Source organism: Xanthomonas sp. NCPPB 2866, from assembly GCF_041475745.2.
In the GTDB taxonomy this organism is placed as follows: Bacteria; Pseudomonadota; Gammaproteobacteria; order Xanthomonadales; family Xanthomonadaceae; genus Xanthomonas; species Xanthomonas arboricola.
Window position 1 is genome coordinate 4,839,478 of record NZ_CM192975.1, and the last position, 17,098, is coordinate 4,856,575.

General features: G+C 65.6%; 13 protein-coding genes. 3 read left to right on the top strand and 10 right to left on the bottom strand.

Annotation, left to right across the window (positions count from 1 at the left end; all coding sequences use genetic code 11):
* Nucleotides 1–18: 18 nt before the first annotated feature.
* From ACCQ04_RS20510 to ACCQ04_RS20520, 3 genes are all read right to left on the bottom strand, one after another.
* Nucleotides 19–1,272 (bottom strand): dipeptidase, encoded by a 1,254-nt coding sequence (locus tag ACCQ04_RS20510; protein ID WP_372358620.1) that lies wholly within the window; start codon nt 1,270–1,272, stop codon nt 19–21.
* Nucleotides 1,273–1,508: 236 nt separating this feature from the next.
* The gene (locus ACCQ04_RS20515; RefSeq protein ID WP_039518152.1) at nt 1,509–1,826 is read right to left on the bottom strand and encodes a hypothetical protein; all 318 of its coding nucleotides are present in this window, start codon (nt 1,824–1,826) and stop codon (nt 1,509–1,511) included.
* A 31-nt stretch (nt 1,827–1,857) separates the two neighbouring features.
* The gene (locus ACCQ04_RS20520; protein WP_226427980.1) at nt 1,858–3,024 is read right to left on the bottom strand and encodes a class I SAM-dependent rRNA methyltransferase; all 1,167 of its coding nucleotides are present in this window, start codon (nt 3,022–3,024) and stop codon (nt 1,858–1,860) included.
* Between the two features lie 261 nt (nt 3,025–3,285).
* Between ACCQ04_RS20520 and ACCQ04_RS20525 the strand changes: the two genes are divergently transcribed.
* Entirely contained in the window at nt 3,286–4,242 is a 957-nt protein-coding gene (locus ACCQ04_RS20525; protein ID WP_016901852.1) for a TerC family protein, read from the top strand.
* Nucleotides 4,243–4,598: 356 nt separating this feature from the next.
* Entirely contained in the window at nt 4,599–5,384 is a 786-nt protein-coding gene (locus ACCQ04_RS20530; RefSeq protein WP_046346131.1) for a rhomboid family intramembrane serine protease, read from the top strand.
* 86 nt (nt 5,385–5,470) lie between these two features.
* Here the strand turns inward: ACCQ04_RS20530 and ACCQ04_RS20535 are convergent, their stop codons facing one another.
* Together ACCQ04_RS20535 and ACCQ04_RS20540 are read right to left on the bottom strand one after the other, a co-directional pair.
* Nucleotides 5,471–6,571, bottom strand: coding sequence for a glycerophosphodiester phosphodiesterase (locus tag ACCQ04_RS20535; protein WP_226427981.1), 1,101 nt, complete (start codon nt 6,569–6,571; stop codon nt 5,471–5,473).
* Nucleotides 6,572–6,818: 247 nt separating this feature from the next.
* A complete protein-coding gene (locus ACCQ04_RS20540) occupies nt 6,819–9,119 on the bottom strand; it encodes a TonB-dependent receptor (protein WP_226427982.1) in 2,301 nt (766 codons plus the stop codon).
* 195 nt (nt 9,120–9,314) lie between these two features.
* Between ACCQ04_RS20540 and ACCQ04_RS20545 the strand changes: the two genes are divergently transcribed.
* On the top strand, nt 9,315–10,175 hold the full coding sequence (locus tag ACCQ04_RS20545; protein WP_226427983.1) for an acid phosphatase: 861 nt from the start codon (nt 9,315–9,317) through the stop codon (nt 10,173–10,175).
* 161 nt (nt 10,176–10,336) lie between these two features.
* Here the strand turns inward: ACCQ04_RS20545 and mnmE are convergent, their stop codons facing one another.
* From mnmE to rpmH, 5 genes are all read right to left on the bottom strand, one after another.
* Nucleotides 10,337–11,677, bottom strand: coding sequence for a tRNA uridine-5-carboxymethylaminomethyl(34) synthesis GTPase MnmE (gene mnmE / locus ACCQ04_RS20550; RefSeq protein ID WP_046345192.1), 1,341 nt, complete (start codon nt 11,675–11,677; stop codon nt 10,337–10,339).
* Between the two features lie 20 nt (nt 11,678–11,697).
* Entirely contained in the window at nt 11,698–14,400 is a 2,703-nt protein-coding gene (locus ACCQ04_RS20555) for a polysaccharide deacetylase family protein (protein ID WP_226427984.1), read from the bottom strand.
* 93 nt (nt 14,401–14,493) lie between these two features.
* A complete protein-coding gene (gene yidC / locus ACCQ04_RS20560; RefSeq protein WP_226427985.1) occupies nt 14,494–16,215 on the bottom strand; it encodes a membrane protein insertase YidC in 1,722 nt (573 codons plus the stop codon).
* A gap of 15 nt (nt 16,216–16,230) precedes the next feature.
* A complete protein-coding gene (rnpA, locus tag ACCQ04_RS20565) occupies nt 16,231–16,677 on the bottom strand; it encodes a ribonuclease P protein component (protein WP_226427986.1) in 447 nt (148 codons plus the stop codon).
* 38 nt (nt 16,678–16,715) lie between these two features.
* Nucleotides 16,716–16,856, bottom strand: coding sequence for a 50S ribosomal protein L34 (gene rpmH / locus ACCQ04_RS20570; protein WP_002805908.1), 141 nt, complete (start codon nt 16,854–16,856; stop codon nt 16,716–16,718).
* Nucleotides 16,857–17,098 lie beyond the last annotated feature (242 nt).

The window sequence follows — 17,098 nt, forward strand, 5'->3', positions numbered from 1 at the left end:
GACTCCCCAATCCCAGCACTACCTCCCCACTCCCGATTCCCGATTCCCCACCGCATACGCCTGCGCCTGCCCCATCACCCGCAGCAGGTTGCCGCCCCAGATGCCGGCGATCTGCTGCTCGGTGTAGCCCTTGCGCAGCAGCCAGGCGGTGATGCGCGGCAGGTCGGAGACGTCTTCCAGGCCGACCACGCCACCGCCGCCGTCCCAGTCCATGCCGATGCCCACGTGCTCGGGCCCGACCACCTTGAGCACATGCTCCAGATGGGCGAAGAAATCCTCCTCGGTGGCGCGCTTGATCGGGTAGCGCGCATCCAGCTCCTTGAGCGCGGCGCTCAGGGCCGTGCCGTCGGCGATCTTGATGTGCTCCCAGCCGCCGTATTGCTCGGTCAGCGCCTTCTCGGCTGCCTTGCGCTCGGGGCTGGCGCCGCTATCGACCAGATAGCCGCCGTAGGAATTCACCTGGATCACCCCGCCGTGCTCGGCCAGCACCTTCAGCCGCGCGTCGTCGATATTGCGCGGATGGTTAAACACCGCACGCGCGCCGCTGTGCGAGAGCACGATCGGCACCGGCGACAGTGCGATCAACTGGTCGAACACCGCATCGGAGGCATGCGATTGATCGATCACGATGCCCAGCGCCTGCGCCTGTTGCACCAATTGCTTGCCGGCCGGGCTCAGGCCCTTCCACTCCGGCCCCTTGGGGTCGGTGGCCGAGTCGGCGAACTCGTTGTTGAGAAAATGCACGGTACTCATCAGGCGCAGGCCCTGCGCGTAATAGAAGCGCAGCAGTGTGGGGTCGGCCACCAGCGGGCTGGCGTTTTCCATGCTGATGTACACCACGCGCTTGCGATCGGCCTTGATGCGCGCGGCATCGGCGGGCGTGGTGGCGAAGGCGAAGCGCTGCGGTTGCGCGGCCAGCAGCGTGTGGATCTTCAACAGCCGCTGCAGACCGGCATCGCGATCGTCCAGATGCGCGGCCGCACTGCGATTGCCCTGCGCGGTATAGACCGCCCAGAAGCCGCCATCCAGCGCGCCTTCGACCATGCGCGGGTAATCCACCTGCGACAGCCGGTTGCCGGCATGCGCCTGCAACACGTCGAAGTCGGGGCGCTCCAGGTTGGCCGGCGTGTCCAGATGCGAATCCAGCGTGACCAGGCGTTTTTGCAGCGCCGTGGCGCGCGCCAGTTCGGCCTTGGAAAACTCCAGCGCGTGGGCAGGCAGCGCGGTGGCGAGCAACAGCGAGACAGACAGAGACAGCGTGTGCAGGTGCATGCGATCTCACAGCCAGGTGGGGGTCACCGGATCATAACGGCTTGCGGCACGCGTACTGCACGCGCCACGGCGCAGGCGATGCGCACATTGCGGCTCTGAAAAAATACACACGGAACCACATTGCGCGCAGTGCCAACGTCTGTACGCCGCGCCCAGCTTGCAGCCGCACGCAGGGATCCATGCGTGGCCCACCGTGACCGCTCGCCTGGCGATGGCGTGCGGGGCCAGGTGTGGGTTCAATCGCCCAGTTCGGCCAGGCGCGCGCGCACGCTCTCGACATCGACGTGCTCGCGCACGTGCAGCCACTGCCGCGCCCATACCGAGCGCAACACGATCCAGGCACCGAGCACGCCCAGGCAGGTCGAGCCCAGCGCCAGCAGCAACGGATGCAATGGCGAACCGTTGCCGGTCTGGAACAGGTACATGAAGGCGCCGGCGAACAGCAGCCACACCCCGAACACCGGCCAGTTGCTGGCCAGCAGACTGGCATGGGGCCGCTCGATCTCGCGCAGCAACCGGCTCAGCGCCTTGCGTTCCTCATCGTCCGCTGTCATCGACTGGCCGCTCCAGGGGTTGATCGCCGCGCTAGATCACGCGGCAGAAAACAGCCTTCAGATAGCGCGATTCCTGCACGTGCGCCATGAACGGGTGGTCCGGACCGGCACCGGCCACCTTCAGGATCTGGATGGTGCGCCCGGAGAAATACGAGGCGCGCCGCAGCATGTCCAGGAATTCCTGCTCGGCCACCAGCCCGGTGCACGAGAAGGTGGCGAACAGGCCACCGGGCTTGACCACGCCCAGCGCCAGCTTGTTCATGTCCAGGTACTTCTTCAGCGCCGGAATCACCTGCTCGCGGTCGCGGGTCATCTTGGCCGGGTCCAGGATCACCACATCGAACTGCTCGCCGCGGTTGGAGGCATCGCGCAGCCAGGGGAAGATGTCGGCCTGCACGAACTTCGGCCGCACGTTGTTGAGCTTGGCGTTGCCCTTGGCGATGGCGATCACGTCCTCGTCGATATCCACGCCCAGCACCTCGGACGCGCCGCGCGCAGCCGCATACACCGCAAAGCCGCCGGTGTTGCAGCACAGGTCCAGCACGCTCTTGCCTTCGACCTGCTCGCTCAGCCACTGGCGGTTTTCGCGCTGATCGGCGAAGAAGCCGGTCTTGTGCGCACCGGCCGGGTCGGCGCGGAACTTGATGCCGTACTCGGTGATCACCGCCGCTTCGGTGGTGGTGTTGCCGTGGAAATCGAAGCTTTCCTGCTTCTGCACGTGTTCGTCGGCGAAGCTGTGGAAGCGGCAGCTCGGGAACTGCTCGCGCAGCGCCTCGTAGATCCATTCGCGGTGGCGGAACATGCCGGCGGCGAAGAACTCCACCACCACCAGGTCGCCATAACGGTCCACCACCAGGCCGGACAGGCCGTCGCCTTCGCTGTGCACCACGCGCCAGGCATCGGACACCGCGTCGAGCTTGAGCCAGTCACGGCGCAGGCTCACTGCCGCGGCGATCTTGCGCGAGAACCAGCCCGCATCCACCGGCACCGCCTGGTCGGTCTCCAGGATGCGCACGGCGATGCGCGAGTGGCCGTTGTAGAAGCCGCGGCCGACCCACTCCCCGTCCACGCCGACCACATCGACGATGGTGCCGGGTTTGGGCTTGGCGGCGGGCTTTTCCACCAGCTTCTGGAAGATCCACGGGTGGCTGGAGCGCCACGCATTCTTGAGTCGGACGACGGGGACAGGAGTATTCATCCGCCCATTGTATCCGGCTGGATTGACGTGCCTGCCCCGGGCACGCAGAATCGGGCGTAGAAGGGGAGTAGCTCCCAGCGTTGTCGCCGTCATGACGAGCCCTGCCATCAGGCGCTCCGGTGCAACGGCAACCGGCCCGGCCGGTTGTGAGCGAGACCTTCGCCGCGCAGGCGAAGGTCCGTCACCCGGAATCCACGATTTCCGTGTCACAAGGCCTCAGCCCACCGGCTGTCCAGGTCGTTTCACTTTCGGGATTCTTGTATGCAAACCATTGGCAATGTCTGGTTATGGGGTGGCTTCGCGATCGTGGTGATCGTGGCGCTGTTGGTCGATCTGGTGCTGATGCGCCACGGCGGTGCCCACAAGGTCACCTTCAAGGAAGCCACCTGGTGGAGCATCGGCTGGGTGCTGCTGGCGCTGGCCTTCAACGCCGGGCTGTGGTGGTACCTGCAGGGCAGCATGGGCGATGCGGCGGCCGACCGCATCGGGCTGGAGTTCCTGACCGGCTACCTGGTCGAGAAATCGCTGGCGGTCGACAACATCTTCGTGTTCCTGATGGTGATGACCTACTTCGGCGTGCCCGAGGAGCAGCGCCAGCGCGTGCTGATCATCGGCGTGCTGGGCGCGATCGTGCTGCGCGCGATCATGATCTTCGCCGGTTCGGTGCTGCTGACCAAGTTCCATTGGCTGCTGTACGTGTTCGGCGCATTCCTGCTGCTGACCGGCATCAAGATGTGGTTCTCCGCCGGCAAGGAGCCGGATCTGGAAGCCAACCCGGTGCTGCGCTGGATGCGCGGCCATCTGCGCCTGAGCCCGCAATACCACGGCCATGCGCTGAGCGTGATCAAGGACGGCAAGCGCTGGTTCACCCCGCTGTTCGTGGTGCTGATCCTGATTGCGGTGATCGATGTGATCTTCGCGGTGGACAGCATCCCGGCGATCTTCGCGATCACCACCGACCCGTTCATCGTGCTGACCTCCAACGTGTTCGCGGTGCTGGGCCTGCGCGCGATGTTCTTCCTGCTGGCCGGCATGGCCGACCGCTTCCATCTGCTGCCGTACGGGCTGGCGGTGATCCTGGTGTTCATCGGCACCAAGATGATGATCATCGATCTGTACAAGATCCCGGTGCTGGTCTCGCTGGCGGTGGTGATCGTGATCCTGGTCTTCACCATCGTGCTGAGCCTGCTGCGGCCGCCCAAGCCGGCTCGGCACTGAGGGGCTGGGAGTCGGGAATCGGGATTAGGGAATCGGGAACGGCAGCGCCGCGTGCGCTGCTCGCATCCAAGCGCACCGACCAATTCGACGAGTCCTTGCCTGCTCACCGTCGCGGGACCTTACGCGGCATGGATGCCGCGTAAGCGCCTACAGGGACGTACTTGCGGCGTGGCCCGCGAGGGTGGGCGGGCAAGGGCCCTGCGGCCAATCGGTGTCGCGCCTCAGCGACCTGAGTGATGCCACGCGAGCCGCTGCGCCAATCACCGGTGGCGGAGCTGGATTATCCCGTCGTCGGGCCTGCTTATCCCGCGCCGGACAGGCTTGTAAAACATCCGCGCGACGCCATCCGTGAAGGCATGACACCGCATCCTGTTGCCGCCGACGCCACCTCGCAAGATCGCCTGGATCGTTCCCGGGTCTTGCGTGCCTTCAACTTCAGCCTGGCTGCCGTGTTGCTGCTGGTGGCGGTATTCACCGCCCAGGGCATGTTCGACTGGCGCGCCTGGGCGGTGGCACCGCTGCAGGCCGACGGCCTGCTCGGCATCCTCACCGCGCCGCTGCTGCACGGCTCGCTCGCGCATCTGGGCGCCAACGCCGCCGCACTGCTGATCCTGGGCACACTGGCCGGCAGCGTATATCCGCGTGCCACCGCCCTGGCGCTGCCGTTGCTGTGGCTGGGTTCGGGGCTGGGCGCGTGGTTGCTGGGCGAGCCCGGCAGCCGGCATCTGGGCGCCAGCGGCGTGACCCACGGGCTGATGTTCCTGGTGTTCGTGCTGGGCCTGCTGCGCCGCGACCGCCCGGCGATTGCCACCAGCATGATCGCCTTCCTGTTCTACGGCGGCATGTTGCTGACCATCCTGCCGCACGAGGCCGGCGTATCCTGGCAATCGCATCTGGGCGGCGCAGTGGCCGGCCTGATCGCTGCACTGCTGCTGCGCCTGCGCGACCCGCAACAGGCCAGGCCGCGCTACAGCTGGGAAGACGAGGACGAGGACGCTGCCTGGGAGATCAGCAACGCCGAACGCGACGTGCTGGAACCGCCGCCGCCACGCCAGGTGCCAGTGCTGTGGCAGCGCCAGGAAGACGGCTCGCAGAACGTGGTGCTGCACTTCCCGCCACGCGAACGGCCACCTGGGACGTAGGAGCGCGCTTGCGCGCGATGGAGCGTTATCGGGAACGCTTCATCGCGCGCCAGCGCGCTCCTACAGACCGCATATGCGTCCAACGTTTAACGCGTCGCACGCTCGCTCAACGCACGCCGCGCCAAGCCGGGATCATCGGCAAAGAATGCATCGATACCGGCATCCAGATACGCCTTCAACTCGGCCAATGCGCCGGCCTCGTTACGTTCGGTCACCGCAGCACTGCTGCGGTTGTTGGCGGCCAGGAAATAATTCTCCGGGCGGAAGGTATACGGCTGCACCTGCAATCCTGCCGCGTGCGCGTCGTGCACCAGGCTGGTCGGCGTGCCCAGGCGTTGCTGCGCATCCAGCGGAATGATGCTGCGGATGTCCGGGCCGATCGCATCGGCATAGCTGGCGACCTGTTTCAGCCCCTCGGGCGTGATCATCTGCGCGTAGGTGCGCGGTGCGCTGCCTACGCCCGCATCGGGCAGCGCCATCTGCGCGCCGCCCAGCAACTGCAGCAAGCGAATAGTGCTGTTGCGCCCGATCTTGCCGCGCAAGTAACGCAGGTTGCCGGTCTCGAACGACTGGATCACCACCGGCGCGGTCTGCGTGTAGGCATGCGCACGCAGGCTCGCCAGCACCTTGTCTTCCATCGCCAGATTCAGCGCACTGAAATAGCTCGGGTGCTTGATCTCCGGAATCAGCCCGATCGTGCGCCCGGTCGCTGCCGATTCGGCTGCGACGAAATCGATGATCTCATCGAAGGTGACGATCTGAAACTGCCCGTCCCAACGCGTGCCGCGCAACTGCGGCAACCGCTCGCGCGCGCGCAAGGTCTTCAATTCGGCAAGAGTGAAGTCTTCGGTGAACCAGCCTTCCATCGCCTGGCCATCGATGGTCTTGCGGGTCTTGCGCGCGGCGAACTCCGGGTGGCTGGCCACGTCGGTGGTGCCGCCGATCTCGTTCTCATGCCGGGCCACCAGCACACCATCCTTGCTGGACACCAGATCCGGCTCGACAAAATCGGCGCCATCGACAATCGCCTTGGCACACGAGGCCAAGGTGTGTTCCGGGCGCAACGCGCTGGCGCCACGGTGCGCAAAGATCTGCACCGTCTTCGCCAACGGCGCCTCTGCCAACGCGGGCCCGCTCATGCCGACCATCATCGCTCCCAACACCAACGCACGGTGGAACTGCATCATGCCTTTCTCCAACAAAAAAGCAGCCATCAACACCACGGCACGACCGCCAGACGAGCGCGGCCGATGAGCGAGGCGGGATGCACGACCTTGCATCCCGCACCTCCGCATCGTCGCATCCGCCCGACAATCACTCGGCAGGTCTTGCCAGCCACTCTAAAACCATCCACGTCGATCACCACCGGAAATCAGTCAGCAGCCATAAGACCCGCTGTTACCAATCCCCAATCCCGACTCCCCAATCCCTAACTCAGAACTTGGCATCCAAGGTCAAAAACACCTGCCGCGGCGCACTGGCATGGAATGCCAGCTGACGGCCATTCGGATCGCTGTTGGCGAACGCGGTGAGGTTGGACGCATAGCGCTTGTCGGTGAGGTTGGTCACGTTGAGCGATAGCTTGAGCCCCTGCAGCACGCCGGCCTGGCCGAAGTCGTACCCGGCGCCCGCATCGAACGAGGTGTAACCGCCGAAGCCCTGGTCGTTGGTGTAGGTGTAATAACGCTGGCCGGTGTACTTGCCGCGCAGGTTGATGTTCCAGTTGGCGTAGTTGAAGGCGATTTCGCTGGCGAACATGCGCTTGGGCGTATCCACCGTGGTCTTGCCGGCAGTCGGAATGATCACGCCGTTCTGCACGTAGTTGTCGTCGTAGGCCGAATGGTTGATCGAAGCCGAGTTGTACCACTGCAGGTAGCTGGTCGGCTTCCAGATCACGGTCAGTTCGCCGCCGCGGCTGCTCACCGAGCCCACGTTGAAGAAGCGCGTGGTGCAGGCCGGCGTGGTGCCCTGCTGGATGCTGGCGCAGGGATTGAGCGAGAGCAGGCGGTTGTCGAAGGTCACGTCGTAACCCACCAGCGAGGCTTCGAAGCGGTCACGCACGAAGCGATAACCGGCTTCCACGGTGCGCGACTTCTCCGGCTCCAGTGCGCCGACGCTGGCATCGAAGGAGGCCTGCGTCACCAGCAACGGACCACCGGCGCCGCCGCCCTGGAACGCGGCGATGTTTTCCGCGTACGAGGCGAACACTTCCTGCCCGTCTGCGATGCGATAGCCCAGACCGACCTGCGGCAGCACCGACTCGCTGGCCTTGATCGAACCGGTCGCCACCGGCGCTTCCACCGCCAGCCCCGGCGTTTCGCGCGCGGTCATTTCGGTGCTCGGGCTCTTGATGCCCAGATCCAGGCTCAGGCGCTCGTCGAGGAACTTGAAGTTGCCCTGCACATAGAACTGCCGCGTGGTGATGATGTAGTTCTGCGAGAACAGCCGGCGGTCGGGATCCTGCAGGAACTTGTCATCGCTGACCGGCCCGTCGATCCAGTAGAAATTGCGCTCCACATCGTGGTGATTGCGCTCGTACCACAGCCCGGCTTCGAGATGATGCGGGCCCAGGTTCCAGCCGAGCGAGGCGATGCCGCCGGTGCGGTTGATCCAGTAATTGGTGCTGCGGATGGAGATCGGCAATGCCTGCGGCGTGCCCGGGTTGGACGCCTGGCCCGGCGACCACCAGTGGCCCTGACCCTTGTTTTCGTGGTGGTAGACCTGGGTGTGCAGGCTGATGGCATCGTTGGGCTGGAAGTCGCCGGCCACATAGAACAGATCGTCGTCGCGCAACGCGCGGCTCTGGTAGTACGCATCGTCGATGTTGTCCACGCCGCCGCTGAAGCCGCAGCGCGCCGCATTGCGCGTGGCCGGTGCGCAGTACGCCGCGGCCAACGCCCGGTTCCAGTCCGGTGCGTACAGGTTCCAGTCCCAGCCCAGGCCACGCGCCATGCCGCTCTTGGACAGATACGAATAGTCGGCCTGCGAGGTCCGCGAGGTGTCGGCGAACGCGGTCAGCTTGCCGCCGTCGAACTGGTACACGCCCTTGGCATTGAACTGCCGCGTGGTGGTCGGCGACTCCGGGCGCGCCCACATGTCGGCTTCGGCATTGATGCCGGACAGATACGCCGAAAACCCGTTGTAGTCGCCGGTGTCCACGCGCAGGAAGGTGCGCCGGTTGGCATCGGAGCCCACCGTCTGCGACAGCTGCCCGCCGAACACGCTGGACGGATCGGCCGAGTAGTACTGGATGGTGCCGCCCAGGTTGCTGGTGGACGCGGTGCCCAGTGCGCCGATGCCCGAGGCCAGCTCCACGCCGCCGAAGTTTTCCGCAATCAGGGCGCGGCTGATATTGAGGCCGTTGTAGTTGCCGTAGGCGTTGTCGCCCAGCGGCAGGCCGTCGAGCGTATAGCCCAGGCGCGTGCCGTTGAAGCCGCGCAGGCTGATCGTCTGCGACTCCTCGTTGGCACCGAAGGCATCGTTGGATTGCACATTGACGCCCGGCATGCGGTTGAGCAGCTTCTGGATGCTGGTGCCCGGCGGCAACACCGGAATGTCCTGCTGGGTGATGCGCTGCACCTGACGCGTTTCGCCCTGGCCGATCACCGAGACCGCGTCGAGTTGCTGCACGGTCGTGCCGGTATCGGCAGTCACCTCGGGATCGGCGGCGTAGGCGGCCGGCGACAGCACGAGCGCGGTAAGGACGGCGGCACTTAACAGATGGGTCTTGGGCATGAGCGGCAGGGGGGACGAGTCAAAAGATGACGGCAAGCGTGCGACAGCTGTCTTGCGTCGATGCGACCGGGACATGACAGTGCTGCGACAGCCGCTGCGCATTCCGCGCCGCAGTTGCGTTGCGCTGGCATGCAGATGTCATCTGCGCGTCGTAATCTGCGCACTCATCCATCTATGTTGTCCGAGGGTTGCTGCATGTCCGATCGCATTGCTCGCGCTTGTTTCCGGACGCTGACCAGCGTCGTCATCGCGGTGTTGGCAGTGGGATGCGGCAGTGCGAGCGCGCGCGACAAGGTGGCCTCGACGGGCTCGGTGATCGCCACCGATGCACATGGCTACCTGGAAAAAGCACAGGTGCCCGACAGCCTGCGCCTGGTACCGCCGCCGCCGCAGGACGGCAGCGCCGCGCTCGCCAACGATCAGGCCATCGCCACATCCATGCTTGCCCTGCGCGGCACACCGCGTTGGGACCTGGCCACGCAGGACGCTGCGCTGAGTTTCCCGGCGGCCGCCAATCACTTCAGTTGCGCGCTCGGCATCCAGATCGACCAGGCGCACACCCCGCACCTGCTGCGCCTGCTCGAACGCAGCATGCGCGACGCCAGCACCAGCACCAGCGCAGCCAAGGCCCGTTACCAGCGGCCACGCCCGTTCATGCGCAACGACCAGCCGATGTGCACGCCCGACGACGACGCGGCGCTGCGCAAGAACGGCTCCTACCCCTCCGGCCACACCGCGATCGGCTGGAGCTGGGGCCTGATCCTGGCCGAGCTGGCCCCCGCACAACGCGACGCCCTGCTCGCCCGCGGCCGCGCCTTCGGCGACAGCCGCCTGGTCTGCAACGTGCACTGGCAGAGCGATGTCCTGCAGGGCCGCATCATGGGCGCCGCCACCGTCGCCGCCCTGCACTACAACCCCGAGTTCCAGAAGGATCTAGCCGCTGCGCGCCGCGAGATCGACAAAGCACGTGCAAAGCAACCTGCCACCGCCGCGGCATCGCCAGCCTGCGATGCCGAGAACGCGGCATTGCAGACGGTGCTGCCGGGTGTGATGTGACGCGTTTTGCAGCGCAGTTGCGGGCGCTCGCTTCGAGTTTCGGTATCGGCATGTGACCCGCTGTACAAGCGTTGCGCTTGTCGCCGTCCCTGATCCTTGATGCAGAACACCAATAGCCAGCGTCTGCATCGGCTCGTCATGCGTCGCGGCAGGTAAGCGGTTTACTTGCCGATGCAAAAACTCGAAAAGATCTTGCCCAGCAATTCGTCGGCGCTCAGCTTGCCGGTGATCTCGCCGAGTGCTTCCTGTGCCAGGCGCAATTCTTCGGCGGCCAGTTCGAGCTGTTCGAAGCCCAGCTCCAGATCCGCTGCGTCTGCATGCTGTTCGGCGCGGCGCAATGCCTCGACATGCCGCGTGCGTGCGGAGAATTCGCCTTCCACGCTGTCCACTCCGTCGCCCAGCGCAAGCTCGCGCAACCGGGCGTGCAACTGCTCCAGTCCCTGCCCGGTCACCGCCGAGACCGCGACCGCGTCGCGATCGAGCGCTGTGGCTTCGGCCAGCAGATCGCATTTGTTGTGGATCCACAGCTGACGCGGCACAGTATCGATGGCATCACCGATCGCATCGCGCGCGGCTTGCGGGTCGCGTGCATCCAGTACCACCAGCGCCAGGTCTGCGCGCTGCAGTTCGGCACGCGCGCGACGCATGCCCTCGCGTTCGATCGCATCACCGCCCTCGCGCAGGCCGGCGGTGTCGACCAACACGAGTTCGAAACCATCGAGCTGGATGGCTTCCTGCAAGGTATCGCGGGTGGTCCCGGCGACATCGGTGACGATGGCGCGCTCGCTACCGGCCAATGCATTGAGCAAGGAACTCTTGCCGGCATTGGGCGGGCCGATCAGCACCGCGTGCAGGCCGTCGCGCAACTTGCGCCCGCGCTCGGCATCGCGCAGCAGTTGTGCCAGTAAGGCGCGCGCCTGCTGTAGCCCGTCGCGCACCTGCGCCCCGCCCAGGGTGTCGAGCGGCTCGTCGGCAAAGTCGATCGCCGCTTCCACATGGATGCGCAGCCGGGTGAGGCTGTCGCTGAGCGCATCGACACGTTGCGAAAACACACCGTCCAGCGATCTGCGCGCAGCGCGTGCCGCGCGCAGATCGCCGGCGGCGATCAGGTCGGCGATGGCTTCGGCCTGCGCCAGATCGAGTTTGCCATTGAGAAAGGCGCGCTCGCTGAACTCGCCCGCGCGTGCCTGCCGCGCGCCCAGCGCAATGCAACGCGCCACCAGCTGCCGCAACAGCACCGGGCTGCCGTGTCCCTGCAGTTCCACCACCGCCTCACCGGTGAAGCTGTGCGGCGCCGGAAACCACAAGGCGATGCCATCGTCGATCACCTCGCCCTGCGCATCGCGAAAGCGCGCGTAGCGTGCCTGCCGTGGCTGCAGATTCGGGACACCCAGCTCGGCGGCGATCTGCGCCGCCTGCGGCCCGGACAGGCGCACGATGCCAATGCCTCCGGTTCCGGCGGCGCTGGCGATGGCAACAATGGTCGATGGCGAAGAAGACATAGGCAGACAGGATGCGCGGATCAGAGACGTTGCAGTTGCGTGCGTGCCTGCTCGGCGCCGGCGCCTTGCGGCTGCAGTTCCAGATAGGTGGCGTAGGCCTTGCGTGCCTTGTCACGGTCGCCGGCTTTTGCGTAGGCATCGCCGAGATTGAGATAGGCCACCGCACGCGACGGATCGATTTTCAGGGTATTTTCCAGCCAGCGCGCCGATTCGGCAAAGCGTTCCTGGCGGTAGTACACAAAGCCCAGGTTGTTGGCGGCCAAGGCGAAATCCGGACGCAGCTTCAAGGCTTCGGCAAACTGCTCGGCCGCTTCGGCGTAGCGTTTTTCCTTGTACAACTGCAGGCCGCGCTCGTTGGCCAGCTGCGCACGTTGGCGGTCGCTGCTCTTCACCGCGGTCGGCAAGACCAGCCTGGCTTCGCCGCCTTGCAGCGTCTTGACCGTCACCGGCGCCGCAGCTGTTGCAGCACCGCTAGTGGTGGCGGCAGGACGCGCCGCATCCACGCGGCCGTTGAGTGCGATCGCATCGGCGGACAACTGCGCGGTACCGGCGGTCAGGAACTCTTCGCCGCTCGGTACCTGGAACACGAACTCGCCGCCCTGCGAGCCGGGCAGGCTGCCGAATGCCGGGGTCTGCGCCGACACTGCCGACACCGCCGGTGCGACATAGGCCGCCAGTTCGGTACCGGTGATCAGGCCATCGCCATTGAGATCGCCCTTGCCCGCCAGCGCCTGCAGCAGCACCCAGGTAAATACCGAATGCCCGTTCGGGCCGCTGTCGGCCACCTGCTGATCGGCACCGCCGGCAGTGAGCATCTGGCGGGCGATGCGTCGTGCGTTCTCGCGCAGGTAGGCGCCGGACGTCGGCCCGCCGCGCGTCAGCCCCAATCCGCTATAGCAGGCATCCATCACGAACAGCACATGCTTGGCCTGCAGGCTTTCGGCGATGTTCTGCAGGTCGCTCATGGCGATCGCATCGCTGGCCAGTTGCTGCGGATCCGAGTCGACCGGAATGATGTAGCCCAGGTCGCGCCCGGATGCCAGCCGGCGCGTGGCGCCATGCCCGGCGAAGAACACGAACACGCGGTCGTTGGTCTGCGCGCGTCCCTCGCCGAGACGGTCGTGGAATGCCGCAAGAATATTGTTGCGCGTGGCCTGCCCGTTCTTGAGCACGATCACCTGCGAGGACGGAAACCCCAACGGGCCGGTCAGGGTGCTGGCGATGGCCTGCGCGTCGTTGGCGGCATACTCGAGCTTGGGCCAGTGCGCGTAGTCGTCGATCCCGATCACGATCGCCCAGGAGTTGGCGTAGCCGGTGGTCACGGTTGCCTCGGCCGCCGCACTGGGCGCGTGCGCCACCGAAAACTCGCGGCCATTCCAGCCGGCGAACTGGTAGCCATCGGCGATCAGGCGATCCAGGATCTGCGGCAGCGCCTTCACTGCACGGTCGTGGATGTCATGGAACAACACGATGCCGCGCTGCTCCTTGTTCACCTGGTCGAGCACGCGCTGCACGATCGACTCGGGTACCGGGTCGGCCCAGTCCATCGAGTCGATGTTCCACATGATCGACTTCAGGCCTGCCTCGCCCAGCAGCTGCAAGCCTTCGGCATTGCGCGCCCCATACGGAAACCGGAACAACGGCGCACGCTTGTCGTCCACCGCGCGCAACAACGTGTCGGTGTCCAGCACCTGGCTGCGCAACGCATCGCCGGTGGTCTTGGACAACTGCGCATGGGTCAGGCTGTGGTTGCCCACCGCATAACCTTCTTCCATCAGCGCGTGACTGATCTTGGATAGCGGCGCGAGTGTCGGCTTGCCCTGCGCGTCCAGGCTGCCCAGGTTGCGGCCCACTTCGAAGAACACGCCCGGCACGTCGTAGCGTTTGAGGATGGCCACGATCTCTTCGGTATAGGCTTTGTGCGGGCCATCGTCGAAGGTCAGCACCACCGTCTTGGGCGGCAGGTCGCGGCCGAAGATCTCGCTGTCGCTATCGCGCGCGGAGAACGGGTACGGCTCCACCACGCCATGATCGCGCAGGATCTTTTCGCGCGTGTACAGGCTGCGCAGATGCGCAACGTAGTCGTCCCACTTCTCGCGCTTGGGCACGATCGCGCGGCTGCGATCGAAGCGGCTGAATATCTGCGTCAGTTCCTTGTTGTAGCTGCGCTCGATCTCGTCCAACGCTTCCAGATCCTCGCCGATGCGCTGATGCAGCTTCACTGCCGGCAGTGCCGAATCGCGGCCAATGCGTGCGTGCAGGTCGCGCAACACTTCGGCAAACGCCAGGCGGTCGGCATCGTAGAGATCCGGTGCCGATTCGATCTCGTCCAGCACCGTGGCGATCGTTGCGAAGCGAAGCGCTGCGTTCGACGTCAGCACCGTCTCGAATCGCGCAGCGATGCGTTCGCGCTGTTGGAGGTTTTCATGGAACAGCTGCTGCCCCACGCTGCTGGAGGTGGCGCGATCGCGTGGCGTCTGGGCATCCGCGTCGGCCAGCAACACAATGATGCGGCGATGCCGGTCCAGTTGCTCGCGCAGCTGCGCGATCAGTGCGCGTGCGTCGTCGCTGTCGGCTTCGGCTGGCGCACCAGTGGCGGCCGGCGCAGCGGTGCTGGCAGCAGACGCTGCCTCGCCGGCGGTCTGCTTGCCGCAGCCGGCTATCGCCAGCATTCCGGCGCAACCGGCGCACAGCAACAGGCGATACAGCGGCGATGACATCACGACGGCGTCCTTGGCGATGAAGACAACAGGGCAGACAGCAACTGCGGCGACACGCAGAAAGCCCGCCTTGCGGCGGGCTCTGTGCAACTGCGCTTACTTGGCGTTGGCCTGGATGATCTTGCTCGGCTTCTCGCCGTGCTGGCGGATCATCCACCACTGGATCAGCAGACCCAGGCCGCCGTTGACCACCCAGTACAGCACCAGGCCGGCCGGCATGAAGGCCATCATGACGCCGAACACCAGCGGCATGAACTGCATCATCTTGGCCTGCATCGGGTCCATGCCCGGGGTCGGGGTCAGCTTCTGCGTGGCCCACATGATGGCGATGTTGAGCACCGGCAGGATGAAGTACGGATCGCGCGCGGTCAGATCCTGGATCCAGCCCAGCCACGGCGCCTGGCGCAGTTCCACCGATTCCACCAGCACCCAGTACAGCGCGAAGAAGATCGGCATCTGGATCAGCAGCGGCAGGCAGCCGCCCATCGGGTTGATCTTTTCCTTCTTGAACAGCTCCATCGTCGCCTGCTGGTACTTGACGCGATCGTCGCCGTAACGCTCCTTCAACTGCGCCAGGCGCGGCTGGAAGCGGCGCATCTTGGCACCGGACTTGTACTGCGCAGCCGACAGCGGATACAGCGCCAGACGCAGCAGCACCACCAGGCCGATGATGGACCAGCCCCAGTTGTGCAGGAAGCTGTGCAGATGGCTCAGCACCCAGAACAGGCCCTGGCCGATGATGGCCATGATCGAGAAGCGGCTGTAATCGACCACGCGGTCGAGCCCCTTGACGTCTTCCTTGGCGATCAGGCTGACCAGCTTCGGGCCAACCCACAGGCGCGCTTCGGTGGTCGCGGTCTGGCCCGGCGCCACGGTGAAGGCCGGGCCACGCAGTTCGGCCACGTCACGCGGGCCGTCCTGGTTCAGCACGTACAGCGAGGCCTGGTCCTTCTGCGGAATCCACGCAGTGAAGAAGTGGTGCTGCAGCAACGCCACCCAGCCACCGGTGATCTGGCGATTGAGGCCACCGTCGTCCATGTAGTCCTTGAACGCGCGACGCTCGTAGCCTTCCTGCGGGCTGTACCAGGTCGCCCCGTTGAAGCTGAAGGAATCCGGGTTGGTCATGCCGCGGCTGAGGATGGTCGGCACCCGGCTCAGCTTGCGGAACACGTAGCCGTTCCACGGCGCGCCACTCTTGTTGATCACCTCGTCCTTGATCGTGATCGCGTAGCGACCGCGCTCCAGGGTGAAGGTGCGGCGGATCGATACGCCGTTGGGGGCATTCCACACGAACGGCACCACCAGGGTGTTCTGGCCCTTGGCCAGTTCGAACGCGGTGCCCGGCTGTTCGGCGCGGAAGCCGCCCACGCCCGGTACCGGCGAATGCTCGCTGGCCCAACCGCTGGTGGCGTTATAGGGATGCGCGGCATCTTCGGTCAGCAGGCTGACCGGCGCGGTGCCGTCCTTGGTCTGCGGAAACTGCAGCAGTTCGGCATCGAGCACGCTGCGGCCGTCCAGCTTCAGGCGCAGCACGTCCGAGGTCAGGGTGATCACCGGCGCAGCACCGGCAGCAGCCGGCGTCGCGGCGGTCGTGCTGGTCGCCGGTACGGCGCCCGGCACACCCGCCTGCGGAATGGCCTGGGCCGCCGGCACATTGGCCGACGGTGCCGCAGCGTCAAGATCGCGCGCAGCCGGCACCGACTGCGTCGCCGCAACCACCGGCGCATTGGCGGCGGCCTTGTCCTTGCCCCACTCCATCCACAGCAGCGCCGCGACCATCAGCCAGGCAAAAATCAGGAAAACACGGGTCTGGTTCATCGGGCAGCAACTCGCTCAGTCGGAACTGGGTTCCGGCTCTGTCGGGGAAAGGGAGGATGGGTGCATCGTCCTGGCGGGCGGCATTGTGCCGGGCGCAGCAGGCAGGGGCAATGCGCCGGCACGGCGCAGCAGACGCAGGAAAGCGTCGCGAATCTGTGGATTGGTCGCTTTTGCGGCTGCGGAGCGCGCCACAATCACGTAATCGCCGCCGGCAAGCTCGGGCAGCAGATGCCGCATGGCATCGCGCAATACGCGTTTGATCCGGTTACGTCCCACCGCACGCGTATCGACCTTGCGCGACACCGCCATGCCCAGGCGCGGCGGCGTATCGCCGGTCCGCCAGTGCAGGCTGAGCAACGGGTCCGAGGTACGACGTGCAGTATCGAAAACGACCGTATATTGCGCACGCGTACGAACCCGCGCAGAGCGAGGAAATCGCCTGCACGGGTTCGATACGTTCACGTTAGGGACTGCCTCGGCCGCAGGGAGCGGCGCGGCAATCAAGCGCTCAGGCGCTTGCGGCCCTTGGCGCGGCGGCGAGCCAGGATCTTGCGGCCGTCGGCAGTTGCCATACGTGCGCGGAAGCCATGGTCGCGTGCTCGCTTGAGGTTGCTGGGTTGGAAAGTACGCTTGGTGGCCATGGGGCCCTCTGCATGAATGGAGACGAATAGAACCGGCAATTCTATAGGGCCATCAGCGGCCCGGTCAACTCCCCGCAGGCGTCAGCGGAGGTGATGGCGGTCAAGCCCTGTGGATGGACCTGTGAATAAGTCTGGGAAAACCCTGTCCTCGGTGCTAGTCTGGCGCATCCTCTTTTCACTACCGGGCTGCGAGCACGGCGCTTTTCTGCGCGCCGCAGCCAGCAACAGATGATCATACTTTG

Bases quoted from the DNA above. Each gene is read 5' to 3' on its own strand.
- yidC (WP_226427985.1), bottom strand. From the start codon at position 16,215: ATGAACCAGACCCGTGTTTTCCTGATTTTTGCCTGGCTGATGGTCGCG.
- ACCQ04_RS20530 (WP_046346131.1), top strand. From the start codon at position 4,599: ATGACACCGCATCCTGTTGCCGCCGACGCCACCTCGCAAGATCGCCTG.
- ACCQ04_RS20545 (WP_226427983.1), top strand. From the start codon at position 9,315: ATGTCCGATCGCATTGCTCGCGCTTGTTTCCGGACGCTGACCAGCGTC.
- ACCQ04_RS20515 (WP_039518152.1), bottom strand. From the start codon at position 1,826: ATGACAGCGGACGATGAGGAACGCAAGGCGCTGAGCCGGTTGCTGCGC.
- rpmH (WP_002805908.1), bottom strand. From the start codon at position 16,856: ATGGCCACCAAGCGTACTTTCCAACCCAGCAACCTCAAGCGAGCACGC.
- ACCQ04_RS20520 (WP_226427980.1), bottom strand. From the start codon at position 3,024: ATGAATACTCCTGTCCCCGTCGTCCGACTCAAGAATGCGTGGCGCTCC.
- ACCQ04_RS20540 (WP_226427982.1), bottom strand. From the start codon at position 9,119: ATGCCCAAGACCCATCTGTTAAGTGCCGCCGTCCTTACCGCGCTCGTG.
- ACCQ04_RS20535 (WP_226427981.1), bottom strand. From the start codon at position 6,571: ATGATGCAGTTCCACCGTGCGTTGGTGTTGGGAGCGATGATGGTCGGC.
- mnmE (WP_046345192.1), bottom strand. From the start codon at position 11,677: ATGTCTTCTTCGCCATCGACCATTGTTGCCATCGCCAGCGCCGCCGGA.
- ACCQ04_RS20510 (WP_372358620.1), bottom strand. From the start codon at position 1,272: ATGCACCTGCACACGCTGTCTCTGTCTGTCTCGCTGTTGCTCGCCACC.
- ACCQ04_RS20525 (WP_016901852.1), top strand. From the start codon at position 3,286: ATGCAAACCATTGGCAATGTCTGGTTATGGGGTGGCTTCGCGATCGTG.